Consider the following 14,643-nt stretch of genomic DNA (forward strand, 5'->3'; position numbering starts at 1 on the left):
CAACCGTGTTGCGCCCAGACTGCAACTTCCTTGGGGGCACCGGTCTTACTCACCAAGAGCAAGAACCGGACCGTAGACGCCCAAAGGCGTCAAGACAGGAAGAAGCGTAGCGAGCGGACCGAGGTGGGGTTCGAGGAGCGGAACCGTACACCAGTACGGTGAGCACCACAGAGCCCCAGATCGGTTCGCGCAGTAGCTTCTTACTTCTTGACAGGCTCGTCGGGTTTCTTGTCGTTCCCTTCAATGTATGGGCTCCATGGCTTGGCCTTCACAGGGCCAGGCGTCTTCCACACCACATTGAACTGGCCGTCGGCCTTGATTTCGCCGATGAAGACCGACTTGTGCAGGTGATGGTTCTTCTCATCCATCTTGCTGACGATGCCGGAAGGCGCGTTGAAGGTCTGGCCGGCCATGGCGGCGATGACCTTGTCGGTGTCGGTGGACTTGGCTTTTTCAACAGCCTGCTTCCACATGTTGATACCGATGTAGGTGGCTTCCATCGGGTCGTTGGTCAAAGGCTTGTCAGAGCCAGGGAGCTTCTTGGCTTTGGCATAGGCAGACCACTTCTTGATGAACTCTGTATTGGCCGGGCTCTTGATCGACTGGAAATAGTTCCACGCAGCCAGGTGGCCGACCAGGGGCTTCGTGTCCACGCCGCGCAGTTCTTCTTCACCCACGCTGAACGCAACCACTGGCACGTCTTTGGCCTTCAGGCCGGCATTGCCCAGCTCTTTGTAGAAAGGCACGTTGGAGTCACCATTGATGGTGGACACCACAGCCGTCTTGCCGCCTTGCGAGAATTTCTTCACGTCAGCCACGATGGTCTGGTAGTCGCTGTGGCCGAAGGGGGTGTATTTCTCGTCGATGTCGGTGTCTTTGACACCCTTGCTCTTGAGGTAGGCGCGCAGAATCTTGTTGGTGGTGCGTGGGTACACATAGTCAGTGCCCAGCAGAACCCAACGCTTGGCGCCGCCGCCGGCCTTGCTCATCAGGTAGTCAACCGCAGGAATAGCCTGCTGGTTAGGTGCCGCACCCGTGTAGAACACGTTCTTGGAAAGTTCTTCACCTTCATACTGCACGGGGTAGAACAGCAGGCCGTTCATTTCTTCAACAACCGGCAGCACCGACTTGCGGGAAACAGACGTCCAGCAACCGAAGATGACGGAAACCTTGTCTTGACCCAGCAGTTGCTTGGTTTTTTCAGCAAACAGGGGCCAGTTGGAAGCGGGGTCAACCACCACGGGCTCGAGCTTCTTGCCCATCACGCCGCCCTTGGCATTGATCTCTTCGATCGCCATCAGCACGGTGTCTTTCAACGTGGTTTCAGAAATTGCCATGGTGCCCGACAGGCTGTGCAAGATGCCAACCTTGATGGTGCCGCCCGCCTGGGCAAAAGCGGCAGGCATGGCGCCAAGGCCTGCCAGTGCGACTGCGGCGGTCATCGCCTTGAGGGTAAATCGACGTTGTTGCATGTGAATCCTCGCTCCGGTAGATAGGTGTGTGAATCGCGTTTCGCTGCGCCAAAACCCGGGGAAACCAGGGCTTTTACACAGCGATGAACCGATTCTGGGGACCGGAGGGGGATTGGGGAATACGCCGGGTGGCGTATGCGGGGTGGCCGGTATGCTGTGGGTTGCCGGTGAGGGCCGGCATTACAGGGAGGCCGCTGCGCCCGCTGACCTCTCTCCTATATCAAACTAAAAAACGAGGACTCTCTTATATGAACGCGCTGGTTTCCCGCTCTTCACACCTGGTCATCCTTGCCTTGACCGCCACAATCCTCGCAGGGTGCCAGACCACCAAGCCCAGCCCAGGCGCAAGCAACCCCGAGCCCAGGATTCTTTCCGTCACCCGCGTAGGAGGAAAAGGCATCCCCAACGGCCGATCAGATTCAACGGCGCCCTATCTGCGCGTCATCAAGTTGCAAACCGCCACCGACCCTGGCTACGGCTACTCTGCTGCAAACGCCATCAGAACAGGCCCTTACGACACCCGGCTTCATCTTCTATACCTCAACTCATTGCGCGGACCAAAAGGCGAACCCATCACATACGAGCGCCGGGGCGCCTGCTGCGAGTACGAAGACAAGTCGCTCCCCAGAGGTGGCGGGCTGCTGGATGTGTACGACATTCAGGTCGACGGAGGCAGCAAGACCATCACGATTTACGTGGATATGTACCGGACGGGGCCGCCGTTGTTGCCGGTTGGGTTTACGGCTCGACTCCCCGGTGGGTAGGAGTGTGAATCGCGTCTCGCTATGCCAAAAACCTTGAGAACCAGGGGCTTTTTCGTAGCGTCGAACCGACCCGTTGGGTCAAGTCCAAACAGCCAAAATCCTACTAGAAGAGCTCGTCCAACGCCACGAGCGCCGCATCCACACCTCGCCCGACCACGCGGCATTGGTACTTGGAGTCGAGTTGCAATACATTGGTCACCTGATGCGCCAGGCGCCTTTCTGTGAGGAAAAGATCGCAGTACGGCAGGGCTACTGACGCATGCTGCCAATCTTGCCAGTCATTGTTGGAAAGTGTGTGGGATGGATCACACTCGTATGTTGAATAGAGTTCATTGCGAATGACAAACCCTGGCAGATGGCGGCCAAGTGCACCAGCCTGATAGTCGGCCACTGCGTGTCGCGCTAAGCTCTGCGCAGCCAAAGATGACTTCGTATCCAAAGCTGCAGCACCGCTCGACCCCAGAAGTTTCACTAGCTCCGCTTCAAAAAGTCCGACGTGCTGTATCAGCACAGCCTCGAATTCGGCTTCACACGTTCTCCGGAAATCTCCGTTGTGAGGTCTCGTCTTCTTTCGCTCCTCGACCTTGATCAGCGTTTCTGCATCTAAATCAGACTTCAGGTGATGCTTAGTATTCCAGTCAAAGGCCTCGAATATCTCGGAGAACCCTTGGTTCCAAAAAGCATCGGCAGCACTTTTGAGAATGGCTTGACCTGCATTACCGATATTCGGAGGCAAGACATTACCACCCGAGAGGTCTGATTTGACAATCTGGCCCAAACAAGTCCACTGCAGCGGTGGGCTTCGCCCCACAACGCCCGACTTATAGCGAACATAATTCCCGACCTCTAGTGCATCCAACTCCGCTGTCGGTGAAAGTGCGACGCGTTCCGTCAGTTCGTCTACCAGCGCGGTGGTGGCTCTAGCGCTATCTTCAAGCTGTTTGGCGATTTCCAGCATAGAAGTGAGATGACTTACGCAGACGATCTTACGAGTCGCAACTAGCGATCGCAGACGGCCCAGCAGAGCAACACTTTCAACAGTTCCCCTTCCAAGCTCTGCATCTCGCAGCCATATCCAGTAATTCGTATCAAGGTAAACGGCTTTGGTGGACGCCATTCCGCGCTCCATCTGCAGCTTGTATTTGAGGATGTACTCCTCAACACTGGTATCGACGCCAAACAATCGGTGCCAGTGAAGCAGGGCCGGTCCACCTAGACGATCAAGAATCTTGTCGTGTGTTTCCGTCATAGTAGTTGTGAGTCTATCGGCATTGACCGCACGCAACCATAGCTCAAGGAGTACCCGAATAAGTAACTACTGAGGGAGTCACCCCTGGCTTGTCTTTTCTCGTAGCCATTTCCCGTCCCCCTACAAATAGATGAGATAACCACCAGCAAGCGCTGTCATTTCAGAGCAAGAAGTAGCTGAGGATCTGGGGGTGACTGGTTCCATTTACATCGCTACCATCGCGCTATAGCAACGGAGGATGACATGCATCAAAAACCAGGATTGATGGCAGGGCTAACTCTTACGAGGTTTGGTCCCCAGGAAATCGAAATAACAAACAACTTAGCCGCAGTATGGTTCGTAGCGTACGCGGGGGAGCAGGTACATGGCAAATCCAGTCTGCCCTACGTATTTCTGAAGCCATGCGATTCCTTCAAAGAGCGGTTCAATTTTTTCAATGACATTCTTTGTATTTTTCATCCCTTCCCCGAGATTGACTCTCGTGTTTTCGAGGCGATGGACCGCATTTTATTTGCGCATCAGCATCGACTTGATCGTCTTTGTGTCGTCTTGATCACCAATGCAGAGACAATCTCTGAGGCCCTTCGGAAGAATGATCTGGACTCTGATCCTCGGGTTGTCGTTCCTTTTAAATATCAAGAATTGCGAGGAGGAGTTGGCGGTAAGGAACGGTTAATGCTGGACCAATTCGAGAAAAATCTTTTCACAAAAGATCTTTTTGCAATGTCCTCCGCGCTTAAGACCGACAGATTTTTCTTTGGAAGAAGAGACGAAATCCAAAAGTTAGTCGGCCACTACCAGAACGGAGAGAACAGCACAGTATTTGGACTACGGCGAATAGGGAAAACTTCGATCCTTTGGGCCGTCGTTCGAACCGTAAAAGACACCAATGCGCCTGTTGTTTTTGTAGATTGCAATGACACCCGATTTCATAAAACCACTTGGAATAAGGCCCTCTTCCGCATCAAGGAAGCCCTCTATTTATCCAATGGCTTAGCGAAGTCAGGATCTTCCGAAAACGCATACACCGAAGCAGACGCGTCCACATGCTTTACCGAAGATTTGCTTCTAGTCAAAAAGAAATTCGGAAAGCCTAGTTTGTTGATATTTGATGAAATTCAAAATATTTGCTTCGATTTGTCTTCTAGCGAAAGATGGTCTTCTGGAGACGAATTCCTACCTTTTTGGCAAGCAATCCGATCGGCATACCAACAAACGCCCAACCTCTTCAGTTTCATTCTTTGCGGAACCAATGCCCACATCATCGAAGCAGGCCGACTTCCAAGCGGTCTAGATAATCCTCTGTTTGGCTACGTAAAACCCTACTATCTAGGTTTCTTTGACGACAACGACGTCAAAAATATGCTTTCACAAATCGGCTCCTATATGGGAACGTCATTCGAGCCACAGATATTCACCTATTTGACGGATGATTTCGGCGGACATCCCTTTCTAATTCGTCAGGCCTGTAGTTACCTATGGAACTTACAAGTAACAAAAAATGTCCCTAGGATTGTGCTTGTCAGAAAGACTTTTTATCAGACTCACAAAGACAACTTGATCAGCAGTACACGAAACTACATCAACCTAATTCTGCAGGTTCTCACTGAAAGATACCCGAGAGAATTCGAGCTTCTACGACTACTCGCTGCTGGGGATCATGAAAAGTTTCAAGCCTATGCACAAGATCGCCACCAAGACATCGAACATTTAATCGGCTATGGTTTGATCGAAAAAATGGATGGCAAGTATCACTTCAGAATAAGCGCCGTTGAATCAGCAGTTAAAGAGAACGCACGAGATCTTCGTTGCCCTGAATCGGTGGATGAGCGATGGGCACTAATAAGCAAAGAGCGCAATCAATTTGAGTTCCGTTTCCGCGAATTTGCAAGGACATCCCTCAGAGCCTCCCTTGGAAAAGTCGAAGCTAAAGCCGCTGTTATCAGCGTAATGAATAAGCCTTCTCAAATATCAAATGCAGAAAAATTAGACTACGACGAGATTTTCCACAAAGAGTTTTACTTCTCAAATCTGAAAGATCTTGTTGTAAAAAATTGGGGGAATTTCAGATTTATTTTCAATGATGACAAGCAACGATTTATGGAAGCAATGGATGCCGGTAACAAATTACGAGCAGACGCACATGCCAAATCAATCACACCAGAACAGTTCAAGCACGTTATGCCTAGATTAGTTTGGCTTTCGAAATCGTTCCAAGACGCAGCTTAAACGTCGAGGGGCCGATCCTCTCCCAAAATTCGGGCCCATCGCCGAACCAAGAGAAAGTAGCCCCTGCCGCTATCGACCTCGGTATTGAAGGGCTTCACCACCTTGCCCAAAGCCATCAGGCCAGTGAAGGGGGCGGCGATCACAGCGCCCACGCGCTCGGCGTTCATCATTCAAGATTTTCACCAGTACGCACAACCCATGAATAAAAAGGTACACGTTCCGTCCGTGTAACCACCGCACAAAGACAACCAAAGACGACTCGCCCAACGCCGCCAACACTGGCAAGATCAGCACAAGGCCAGCGGGGCAACAAAAACCAGACTTCCACGCCCCGGCTGCCGTGAAGCCAATGGAATACGGCGCACCGCCAAACGGCCGCGCCGCAATCCCCGCTACCTCGCAAAGAAGGTCTTCACGAAGACCTCCCCAAAGCGAATGCGGGGCAGATTCCACAAGCCAAATAATAGGTAGAAGCCCCCAATCCCGCCCTCTTCTTCCACCCGGTACCCAAGGGAAAATCACTGATATTGTTGTTGCCCGCACCCCGCCCCGCCCCGCTCACAGAAGAATCCGCTCTCAATGACGCCCACCACGCCAGCAGCCCCTGAAGGCTCCGTTCGATGACCCCACGCGAGACCTGGATCAGCGTGCAGCTGGCCCGCACGTTTATGCAAAATGCGCGGCCTACGCTGCATGCGGCCGTGCTGATCATTCTGGTGGTGGTGGCAATGCTGCATGGGCGTGTGGCGCCATGGGACTTGTGGGTATGGACCCTGACCACCGGCTCCATGACGCTGCTGCGTTATGCCATCCTGCATGCTTACCGCCACCGCCTGGCGGAGGCCGACGGGGTGGCGCTGCGGGAGTTCATGTCGCTCCTTGGATGGGCCTGGCCCTTGAGCGCGGTGGTCTGGGGCTCGCTGATGTTTGTGGTGTACCGCCAGGCCCCTATTGAAGACCAACTGGTGTGCATCATGATCCTTGGGGGCATCGCGGTGGTCGCGGTGGCTTCGGGCCCGCCGAGCTTGCGTACCGTCTCGGCGTACTGCAACGGCTTGAGTGCCTCGGTGCTGGCGGCCCTGGCCTGGCGAATAGACCTGACGGGAGGTGTTCCTTCGGTGCTCGACACCGGCGCCGAGATGGGGGTGGTGCTGGTCTTCCTGTGGGTGGCCCATGTGACGGGCCGGCGCATGTACCGGGCCCAGCGCATCAGCCTGGAGCGGCAGTTCGACCGCCAGGAACTGATCAAGGCCCTGGAGGAGCGCAAACAGGCCCTGGCGGAGGCGGAGGCCGTGCGGAGCAGCTTTATTGCCAGCGCCGCGCATGAGCTGCGCCACCCCGTGCATGCGCTGGGCCCGTATGCCGAATGGTTGACGGCGGAGCCGGAGTTTGCGGCGCAGATTGCGCGCAAGATTGGCGATTCGACACGCAAGATTGACGAGTTGTTTGAATCGCTGTTCAGCCTGGCAGGGCTGGAACCGGCTTCGCTGAGCGTGCACCTGCAGCCGGTAGACCTGGCCGCGCTGGTCCACACGCTGGCCGAAGAGCACACGCCGCAGGCGCGCGAAAAAGGCCTGCGCCTGCGCACCCGAACCGCCGCGGGACGGGCGGTGTCAGACCCGGTGCTGCTCACGCGGCTGGTGGGCTGCCTGCTGTCGAACGCCTTGCGCAACACGCATGGCGGCGGTGTGTTGCTGGCCGCGCGGCCGCGCCGGGGCAAGTGGCGCATAGAGCTGTGGGACACAGGCACGGGCGTTGCGCGTGAACGCCAGCAGACTTTCTCTGAAGGCATCCCGCAGCAGGGCATGGCCGAGGGCTTTGGGCTGGAGCTGGCGGTCGTCTACCGCCTGAGCCAGCTGCTGGGGCACCCGGTGGGCATGACGGAACGCCAGGGACGCGGCAGCGTCTTCTGGGTGGAGCTGCCCCGATACGAAGAGGTTGAGAAAAGCGCAAATGCCCCCCGCGGGCCTGTACCTGGGCCTGTAATTGAGCCTACACCTCCACCGCAGGCAACGCCTTCCGCAGCCGCCCGGGTGAAACACCATACAGCTGTTGAAAGTGCCGGATGAAGTGCGAGGCATCGGCAAAGCCGCATTCGTAGGCGATGGTGCTCACCGGTGAATCGGTTGAGGTCAGCAGCCACCGGCCGTATTTCAGCCGCGAGTTGCGGTAAAACCCTGAAGGGGAAGCGCCCGTTTCTGCCAGAAAAACCCTTTCAAGTTGCCGGCTGCTGGAATCCACAATTTTGGCGATGACGGAAATTTCAAGCGGCGTGGTGATGTTCTTTTCCATCAGCACAATGGCCTGGCGGAGCTTGTCGTTGTCGGCACAGGCATAGCCCAGCGCGCGCCGGCGCGCGACATGCGAGATGGCGGATTTGCGGGTTACCGTCATCTGGTGCACGACCTTGGCGGCGCGGTCCGGCCCGCAATGCAGGCGAATCAGCTCTGTGGCCAGCTCGATGATCGAGATGCCGCCCGCGCAGGTGATCCGGTCACCATCAAAGATGTAGTCACAGTTGGTGGTGAAGGGCAGTTCGGGAAAGGCTTCCTTCCAGTCATTGACATGGAAGGGATGAACACAGGCCATGCGGCCTTGCATGAACCCATGCCGCGCGAGCGCAAAGCTGCCGGTGCAAATGCCGATCAACGGCACACCGGCTTTTGCGGCGTGGTTCAGAAACTTCACACCTCGAGGGTCGGCCGTTTTCATGAAGGGCAGCAAGCCCCCGATCACAGCCACGTAATCAAAGTTGCAGTCTGACGAAGCCGCGGGCAGCGTGGCCACTTCGACGCCGCAGCTGGAGGCCACAGTCTCGCCGGCGGCGCTGAGCACCGCCCACGTGCAGCGAAGCTGCCGGCTCTGGTCGCCCAGGTCTGCGGCGTGGCGCAGCGCATCGCACAGCCCCGCCAGCGACAACAGGGGAAAACGCGGGCACAGAAAAATACCGACCCGCAGTTCCACACCGGTTTTGGGAGGCGTTTTGGCCTTGGCCGTGTCAAGCCGGTCCACCAGCTGGTTGCCCTCATCCTGTGCGCCGGCCGCCCTGTTGGCCTTCGCGGGTGCACGCTTTGCGCGCTTTGCCGCCGCAGCTTTGGGCGCAGAAGCGGCCTTTGTCGGTAATTTTCCTGAATGTCGCATACGTTCAATTTACACGCCAAAGCTTCCTATGACAAGTTGACGGTGCTTCATACCATCCACCCCGTCAGTGAGAGTTTCGTTAAACCACCATCAGGAGTTTTCATGAAAAAAACATTCGCCGCACGCCTCTTGTGCATGCTTCTCGCCGCGGGGGCGGTACTGCCGGCTGCCAACGCCCAGGCCTTGCAAACCGTTGAAAAAGACGCGTTGACGATCGCCTTCACCGGTGACATGCCGGGCACCGGCTACCAGGACGGCGCCATGATTGGCTACGACGGCGAGATCCTCCAGCGCGTGGCCGAGGCCGTCAAGCTCAAGGTCAAGCCCGCGCTTATGGAATGGTCGGGCACCATTGCTTCGGTGCAGGCCAAACGCGTCGACGTGATGGCCGGCACCATGGGCTGGACCGAGCAGCGCTCGAAGATCATGACCTTGAGCGACCCGATCCATTATTTCAAGAACGGCATCACCCAGTCGAGCAAGACCAACTGGTCGCACCTGAAGGACCTGGAAGGCAAAAAGGTCGGCACGATCACCGGTTTTTCGTTCATTCCGGAGCTTCGCAAAATCACCGGCCTGCAATTGACGATGTATGACACATCCGACGCGGCGGTGCGCGACCTGCTGGCCGGCCGTATTGACGCCGTCATCGGCGACCCGCCCGTGATGCAGTACGCCATTTCGCGTAACCCGCAGTGGAAGCTCAAGTTCAACGCCTTTGTTGACAACAACCCGGACTACCCCCTGCTCACCGGGCTGGGCCAGGTGGTGTTTGGCCTGAACAAGGACAACCCGGAACTCGCCAAGGCCGTGAACGCGGAAATCGCCAAGCTCTGGCAGAGCTGTGAGCTCAAAAAGATCGGCGGCAAATACGGCCTGGTGCAAGACGTCTGGTACGTGCCCGTGGGCCAGAACTTCCGCGCCGGCGTAGACCGCCCTGCCGACTGGAAATTGCCGTCCTGCAAGTAAGCCCTTCGAAGCATGGATACAGGCGAACGCGTGTTTTTCTCATGCGTTCGTCTGCGTCAAAAAACTGAACCCAATGAACAACACACTGTTAAAAGTCGACGGGCTGAAAAAAAGCTACGGCCCGCTCGAAGTGCTCAAGGGAATTTCCTTTGACCTGCGTAAAGGCGAAACCCTTTCGCTGATCGGGCCCAGCGGCTCCGGAAAGTCGACCTGCCTGCGCTGCCTGAATTTTCTGGAGCAGCCGGGCGAAGGCGCCATCGTGCTTGACGGTGAACGGATAGGCCAGGTGCCAACCCGGCACGGCGGGTTCCGCTTCATGAATGACCGCGAACTCGCGCCGCAGCGCCGCGAGATCGGCATGGTGTTCCAGTTGTTTTACTTGTGGCCGCACCTGAACGTTCGCGACAACGTGGCCCTGGGCTCCATCAAGGCCGGTGGCATGTCGAAACCCGAAGCGTATGAGCTTGCCGACGCCATGCTGGAGAAGGTTCACCTTTCCAGCAAGGCAGATGAATACCCGGAACGATTGTCCGGAGGGCAACAGCAGCGCGTGGCCATTGCCAGGGCCCTGGCCCAGCAGCCCAAGCTCATTCTTTTTGACGAGCCAACCTCTGCGCTTGACCCGGAGCTGGTCGGCGAGGTGCTCACCGTGATTCGTGAGCTGGCCGAAGAGGGCCGCTCGATGATTCTGGTTACGCACGAAATCCGCTTTGCCAGGGACGTGGCAGACCGCGTGATCTTTATGGACGGCGGCCACATTGTTGAGCAGGGCCCCGCTGTCGATGTCATCAACAACCCGCAGCTGGAACGCACCCGCAGCTTTCTCGGCCAGGTGGCGGACAACCCGGGGCTGGCCAGGTGATGGAACAGCTTGGAATTTTCGGGGGCATCCTCGCCGTGCTGGTGGGTGGCGCGGTCACTGCCGCGGTGGTGGCCCTGGGTGCTTTCGTCATTGCGCTGGCGGGCGGAATGCTGCTGGCGGTGACGGTCACTTTCGCACGTTTTCGTTTGCTGAAGCTGGCCATTGCCACCTACATCGAATGGATGCGCAACGTTCCGGCATTGGCCCACCTCTTCGTAATCTATTTCGGGCTGGCGGCCGTCGGCATACGGCTCTCGCCGCTGGTGGCGGCAATTTTGGGCCTGGGGCTGGTTGGGGCGGCGGTGTTGTGCGACGTGTTTGTCGCCGGGCTCAAGTGCCTGCACGCCGGCCAGCGCGAGGCCGCCCTTTCCGTCGGAATGACACCGCGGCAGGCGCTGATTCACATCCTTCTTCCACAAATGCTGCGGGTGACGTGGCCATCCCTCGGCAACTACACCAGCCAGCTGCTCAAAGACACGTCCATCGCTTCTGCGATTGCCGCGCCGGAAATCATGTTTTTTGCCAGGAACCTGGTGACCTCCACTTTTGAAACCACTTTGATCTATCTTGCCGCCATGCTGTTGTATGCGGCCATGGTGCTGCCGGTCAGCTGGGGATTTGCCAAGGCCGAAAGCCGCATGGAGAACAAGCGATGAACAGTTTTTTTGCGGTCTTCCTGCAATACTGGCCCGACTGGGCTCCCCGCCTTGCAGAGGCGGCCAAAGTAACGGCAAAGCTGTCATCTGCGGGCTTTGTGATGGCCCTGCTTCTGGGCGCGGCCCTGGCGGCCATGATCCGCAGCGGCCGGCCGGCCCTGCGCTTTGCCGCCAACTTCTTCATTCAGTTCGTGCGCACCGTGCCCTTGCTCGCGCTGCTGCTGGCACTCTACTTTGCGTTGCCGCCGCTCGGGCTTACGCTGCCGGGCTTCTGGGCCGGGGTGATCGGGTTGGGCCTGCACGGCGCGGCGTATGTTGCCGAGATTTTGCGCGGAGGCCTGCAGTCGATTCACCGCGGGCAGCGCGAAGCAGCCCTGGCCGTTGGCCTGGCGCCGCACCAGGTGTTTATGCATGTGGTGTTTCCCCAGGCGCTGCGCGTCATGCTGCCACCCTTGCTGAACACCTATGTGGCGCTGTTAAAAGACAGCTCGCTGTGCGCACTGATCGCCACGGACGAGCTGATGCTGACGGCGCGGGCCATGTCCAGCGAGTTCTTCCTGCCCCTGCACATATTCCTGCTGGTGGGCGCCTTTTACTTTGCCATTGCCTTTCCCTTGTCAATGCTTTCGCGCGCGCTGGAAAAGCGCCTCTCGCGCGGCCGGCGGGTCATGGGTGCTGCATGACCTCCATCGCCAATTCCTCTCTCAACACATCGCTTGCCTACGCCTCCATGGAGCAGACGCTCGAAGCGCTTGCCAGCGGAGAGACCAACAGCGAAACACTGGTCGAAAACCAGCTCTCGCGCATAGACGCCTTTGACGCCAAGCTGCACGCCTATGTAGACCTCTATGCAGATGAAGCCTTGCAGGCCGCCCGCGGCCTGGACAAGCTCAGGCAGGCCGGCTTCACGGTGGGCCCGCTGCATGGTGTGACCATTGCCGTCAAAGACCTTTTTGAAATTAAAGGCCACGCCATCACCGCGGGTTCCAGATCGCTCCCGCCGCGCACCTCCACCGTCACAGCGACGGTGGTCGACCGGTTGAGGGCAGCCGGCGCCATCGTGCTGGGGAAAACACACACGGTGGAATTTGCCTTTGGCGGCTGGGGAACCAATACTTCCATGGGCACACCCTGGAACCCCTGGGACCTTGAAACCCACCGTGTGCCCGGCGGCTCCAGCAGCGGCTCGGCCGTGGCGGTTTCGGCGGGCATGGCCAGCGCAGCGCTGGGCACGGACACCGGCGGCTCCGTTCGCATTCCGGCCGGGCTCTGCGGGCTGGTGGGGCTGAAAACGACACATGGTCTGATCAGCCGCTACGGCCTGATTGACCTGTGCCCCACGCATGACACGGTGGGGCCCATCACGCGGACCGTGAAGGATTGCGCAACGCTGCTGGACGTGCTGGCGGGGCCCGACCCGCAGGACGCGGCATCCCGCTTTTCGCCCTCGCGTTCGGTTTCAAAAGAGATTGAAAAAGATGTCAGGGGAATGCGGGTCTGGACCCTGCCCAGAGCTGAACGCGAAGACGTGGACCCGGAAGTGCTGAAGGCTTATGACAGGTCTCTTTCCGTGTTCACCGGGCTTGGCATGACCCTGGTGGACAAGCCGCTTCCGCAAAGCCTGGCGCAATCCATGCGCATTGCAGGCAGCCTGATGAGCGCCGAAGGCTATGCCAATCTCGGCACGCTTTTCGAGCGCAATGAGCTGGAGTTTGACCCGAACATCAAGCGGCGGATCATGCTGGGCCGGGACATCGGGGCCGCCCAGTACATCACCCTGCTGCGCGACCGTGAGTCTGCGAAAGCCGCGATGCTGGACGCCATGGACGGCGTCGACGTTTGTGTATTTCCGACCAATGCCATTACCGCCATTCCCGTCAGCGAGGTCGACGAACTGGCCACGCCGCTGTCAAGGTTCGGGCGCTTTGTGAACCTGCTTGATTTGTGTTCGGTTGCCGTTCCTGCGGGGCTTTCTGACGGCGGGCTTCCGGTTTCGATTCAAGTGATCGGGCGGCCCTTCGCCGAGCCCACGATATTGCGCGCAGCGTTTGCGTTTGAGAAGGCAACGCCATGGAACCGCCTGCATCCCGCAGGCCTTGAGCTGGAGCGCTGAAGGGGCGGCGCTGCAGCGTGGTGGGCCACCGTCGGTTTTCGCCTACAAAAATCAGCGCCAGCCTCGCTGGAGTTCGCTTTGTGCCTTGCTGAAAATGCACTGATCATGCCCAGCACTGCGGCTCACCTTCCCGACAGCACGTCCCCGGCAGCCGCAACGTCGCTGTGGCCGCGCATCCGCCGCTGGGTGTTTCCTGCGCTGGGCATCGTCGTCCTGGGTTTGCTGGTTTCCCATGCCCACAAGGTGGACTGGGAAGGCGCCTGGCAAACGCTGCGGCGCTACTCGCCTCTTTTGCTGCTTGCGGTGCTGGGCCTGGCCACGGCCAGCCATGCGCTGTATGGGTGCTTTGACCTGATAGGTCGGCAGCACACGCGCCACAAGCTGCCGCGCCTGCAGACCTGGGCCATTGCGGTCACCAGCTATGCCTTTAACCTGAACCTGGGCTCGCTGGTCGGCGGGGTGGCGCTGCGGGCGCGGCTGTATGCGCGGGCCGGGTTGGACGAAGCCGCCATTGCGCAGATCGTGGGCTTGAGCCTTGCAACCAACTGGCTGGGCTATGGGTTGGTGGCGGGGAGCCTCTTTGCTGCTGGCGCCATTGCACCGCCCAGCCAGGCACACATTGGCGCCGCGGCGCTGCGCCTGCTGGGCGTGGTGATGGTGCTGATTGCACTGGGCTACGTGGTGGCGTGCGCGTTGGCGCGCGGGCACGTGTGGCGGGTGCGCGGGCGGCGGCTGAAGCTGCCTTCCGCGCAGCTGGCCCTGGTGCAGCTCGGCATTTCGGCCAGCAACTGGGCACTGATGGGCGCGGCCATGTATTTGCTGCTGGGCCAGCAAGTGCCTTACACCACGGTGCTGGGCGTGCTGATGGCGGCGTCCATCGTGGGGGTGATCATGCCGATCCCCGGCGGGCTGGGTGTGCTGGAGGCGGTCTACCTGGCGCTGCTGTCGGGGAGCGTGCGCCAGGGGGCACTGATGGGCGCGGTGCTGGCCTACCGCGCGCTTTACTACCTGTTGCCGCTGGCGGGCGGGCTGGTGCTGTATGCGCTGCTGGAGCGGTATGCGTCAACCCACGCTGAAGCCCATTAGCCGAGGTACCGCCTGGTGATCGACATGGCGAGCATGACGGTTGTTGCCTTCCCCTCGATTGCTATCAATAACGTAGCTGCTTGCGCCCGTTCATAAAGGGCT

13 protein-coding genes are annotated in these 14,643 nt (G+C 58.4%); 9 read left to right on the top strand and 4 right to left on the bottom strand.

All coding sequences use genetic code 11. From position 1 onward, the window contains the following. Positions 1-200: 200 nt before the first annotated feature. Entirely contained in the window at positions 201-1,472 is a 1,272-nt protein-coding gene (urtA, locus tag AC1DWQ_RS02190) for an urea ABC transporter substrate-binding protein (RefSeq protein WP_457282107.1), read from the bottom strand. A gap of 248 nt (positions 1,473-1,720) precedes the next feature. On the opposite strand from urtA, the gene AC1DWQ_RS02195 reads away from it, so the two are divergent. Further along, on the top strand, positions 1,721-2,236 hold the full coding sequence (locus tag AC1DWQ_RS02195) for a hypothetical protein (protein ID WP_477668175.1): 516 nt from the start codon (positions 1,721-1,723) through the stop codon (positions 2,234-2,236). A 103-nt stretch (positions 2,237-2,339) separates the two neighbouring features. On the opposite strand, the gene AC1DWQ_RS02200 is transcribed toward AC1DWQ_RS02195, so the two are convergent. Further along, the gene (locus tag AC1DWQ_RS02200; protein WP_477668176.1) at positions 2,340-3,485 is read right to left on the bottom strand and encodes a hypothetical protein; all 1,146 of its coding nucleotides are present in this window, start codon (positions 3,483-3,485) and stop codon (positions 2,340-2,342) included. A 243-nt stretch (positions 3,486-3,728) separates the two neighbouring features. Here AC1DWQ_RS02200 and AC1DWQ_RS02205 point away from each other — a divergent pair, with 243 nt between their 5' ends. Beyond that, positions 3,729-5,714, top strand: coding sequence for an ATP-binding protein (locus tag AC1DWQ_RS02205; RefSeq protein WP_477668177.1), 1,986 nt, complete (start codon positions 3,729-3,731; stop codon positions 5,712-5,714). Here the strand turns inward: AC1DWQ_RS02205 and AC1DWQ_RS02210 are convergent. Continuing rightward, positions 5,711-5,884, bottom strand: a complete 174-nt coding sequence (locus tag AC1DWQ_RS02210) for a hypothetical protein (RefSeq protein ID WP_477668178.1) — start codon at positions 5,882-5,884, stop codon at positions 5,711-5,713. The two genes, AC1DWQ_RS02205 and AC1DWQ_RS02210, sit on opposite strands and share 4 nt — an antisense overlap. Positions 5,885-6,334: 450 nt before the next feature. Here AC1DWQ_RS02210 and AC1DWQ_RS02215 point away from each other — a divergent pair, with 450 nt between their 5' ends. Further along, positions 6,335-7,783 carry a sensor histidine kinase gene (locus tag AC1DWQ_RS02215; RefSeq protein ID WP_477668179.1) on the top strand — a complete coding sequence of 483 codons (1,449 nt, stop codon included), beginning with the start codon at positions 6,335-6,337 and terminating at the stop codon, positions 7,781-7,783. Here the strand turns inward: AC1DWQ_RS02215 and AC1DWQ_RS02220 are convergent. After that, positions 7,707-8,855, bottom strand: a complete 1,149-nt coding sequence (locus AC1DWQ_RS02220; protein WP_477668180.1) for a GlxA family transcriptional regulator — start codon at positions 8,853-8,855, stop codon at positions 7,707-7,709. The two genes, AC1DWQ_RS02215 and AC1DWQ_RS02220, sit on opposite strands and share 77 nt — an antisense overlap. A 102-nt stretch (positions 8,856-8,957) precedes the next feature. Between AC1DWQ_RS02220 and AC1DWQ_RS02225 the strand changes: the two genes are divergently transcribed. The 6 genes from AC1DWQ_RS02225 (at position 8,958) to AC1DWQ_RS02250 (ending at position 14,541) form a co-directional block, all read left to right on the top strand. Further along, positions 8,958-9,824 carry a substrate-binding periplasmic protein gene (locus tag AC1DWQ_RS02225; protein WP_457282112.1) on the top strand — a complete coding sequence of 289 codons (867 nt, stop codon included), beginning with the start codon at positions 8,958-8,960 and terminating at the stop codon, positions 9,822-9,824. 73 nt (positions 9,825-9,897) lie between these two features. Continuing rightward, positions 9,898-10,686, top strand: a complete 789-nt coding sequence (locus AC1DWQ_RS02230) for an amino acid ABC transporter ATP-binding protein (protein WP_477668181.1) — start codon at positions 9,898-9,900, stop codon at positions 10,684-10,686. Further along, positions 10,686-11,342, top strand: a complete 657-nt coding sequence (locus AC1DWQ_RS02235; protein WP_477668182.1) for an amino acid ABC transporter permease — start codon at positions 10,686-10,688, stop codon at positions 11,340-11,342. Before AC1DWQ_RS02230 ends, AC1DWQ_RS02235 begins: the two co-directional genes overlap by 1 nt. Next, entirely contained in the window at positions 11,339-12,025 is a 687-nt protein-coding gene (locus AC1DWQ_RS02240) for an amino acid ABC transporter permease (RefSeq protein WP_477668183.1), read from the top strand. Before AC1DWQ_RS02235 ends, AC1DWQ_RS02240 begins: the two co-directional genes overlap by 4 nt. After that, positions 12,022-13,455, top strand: coding sequence for an amidase (locus AC1DWQ_RS02245; protein ID WP_477668184.1), 1,434 nt, complete (start codon positions 12,022-12,024; stop codon positions 13,453-13,455). The genes AC1DWQ_RS02240 and AC1DWQ_RS02245 overlap by 4 nt, the downstream gene beginning before the upstream one ends. Positions 13,456-13,560: 105 nt before the next feature. Beyond that, positions 13,561-14,541 (top strand): lysylphosphatidylglycerol synthase domain-containing protein, encoded by a 981-nt coding sequence (locus AC1DWQ_RS02250; protein ID WP_477668185.1) that lies wholly within the window; start codon positions 13,561-13,563, stop codon positions 14,539-14,541. Positions 14,542-14,643 lie beyond the last annotated feature (102 nt).

Source organism: Polaromonas sp. P2_G11 (assembly GCF_056403595.1).

Bases quoted from the DNA above. Each gene is read 5' to 3' on its own strand.
- urtA (WP_457282107.1), bottom strand. From the start codon at position 1,472: ATGCAACAACGTCGATTTACCCTCAAGGCGATGACCGCCGCAGTCGCA.
- AC1DWQ_RS02195 (WP_477668175.1), top strand. From the start codon at position 1,721: ATGAACGCGCTGGTTTCCCGCTCTTCACACCTGGTCATCCTTGCCTTG.
- AC1DWQ_RS02200 (WP_477668176.1), bottom strand. From the start codon at position 3,485: ATGACGGAAACACACGACAAGATTCTTGATCGTCTAGGTGGACCGGCC.
- AC1DWQ_RS02205 (WP_477668177.1), top strand. From the start codon at position 3,729: ATGCATCAAAAACCAGGATTGATGGCAGGGCTAACTCTTACGAGGTTT.
- AC1DWQ_RS02210 (WP_477668178.1), bottom strand. From the start codon at position 5,884: ATGATGAACGCCGAGCGCGTGGGCGCTGTGATCGCCGCCCCCTTCACT.
- AC1DWQ_RS02215 (WP_477668179.1), top strand. From the start codon at position 6,335: ATGACCCCACGCGAGACCTGGATCAGCGTGCAGCTGGCCCGCACGTTT.
- AC1DWQ_RS02220 (WP_477668180.1), bottom strand. From the start codon at position 8,855: ATGCGACATTCAGGAAAATTACCGACAAAGGCCGCTTCTGCGCCCAAA.
- AC1DWQ_RS02225 (WP_457282112.1), top strand. From the start codon at position 8,958: ATGAAAAAAACATTCGCCGCACGCCTCTTGTGCATGCTTCTCGCCGCG.
- AC1DWQ_RS02230 (WP_477668181.1), top strand. From the start codon at position 9,898: ATGAACAACACACTGTTAAAAGTCGACGGGCTGAAAAAAAGCTACGGC.
- AC1DWQ_RS02235 (WP_477668182.1), top strand. From the start codon at position 10,686: ATGGAACAGCTTGGAATTTTCGGGGGCATCCTCGCCGTGCTGGTGGGT.
- AC1DWQ_RS02240 (WP_477668183.1), top strand. From the start codon at position 11,339: ATGAACAGTTTTTTTGCGGTCTTCCTGCAATACTGGCCCGACTGGGCT.
- AC1DWQ_RS02245 (WP_477668184.1), top strand. From the start codon at position 12,022: ATGACCTCCATCGCCAATTCCTCTCTCAACACATCGCTTGCCTACGCC.
- AC1DWQ_RS02250 (WP_477668185.1), top strand. From the start codon at position 13,561: ATGCCCAGCACTGCGGCTCACCTTCCCGACAGCACGTCCCCGGCAGCC.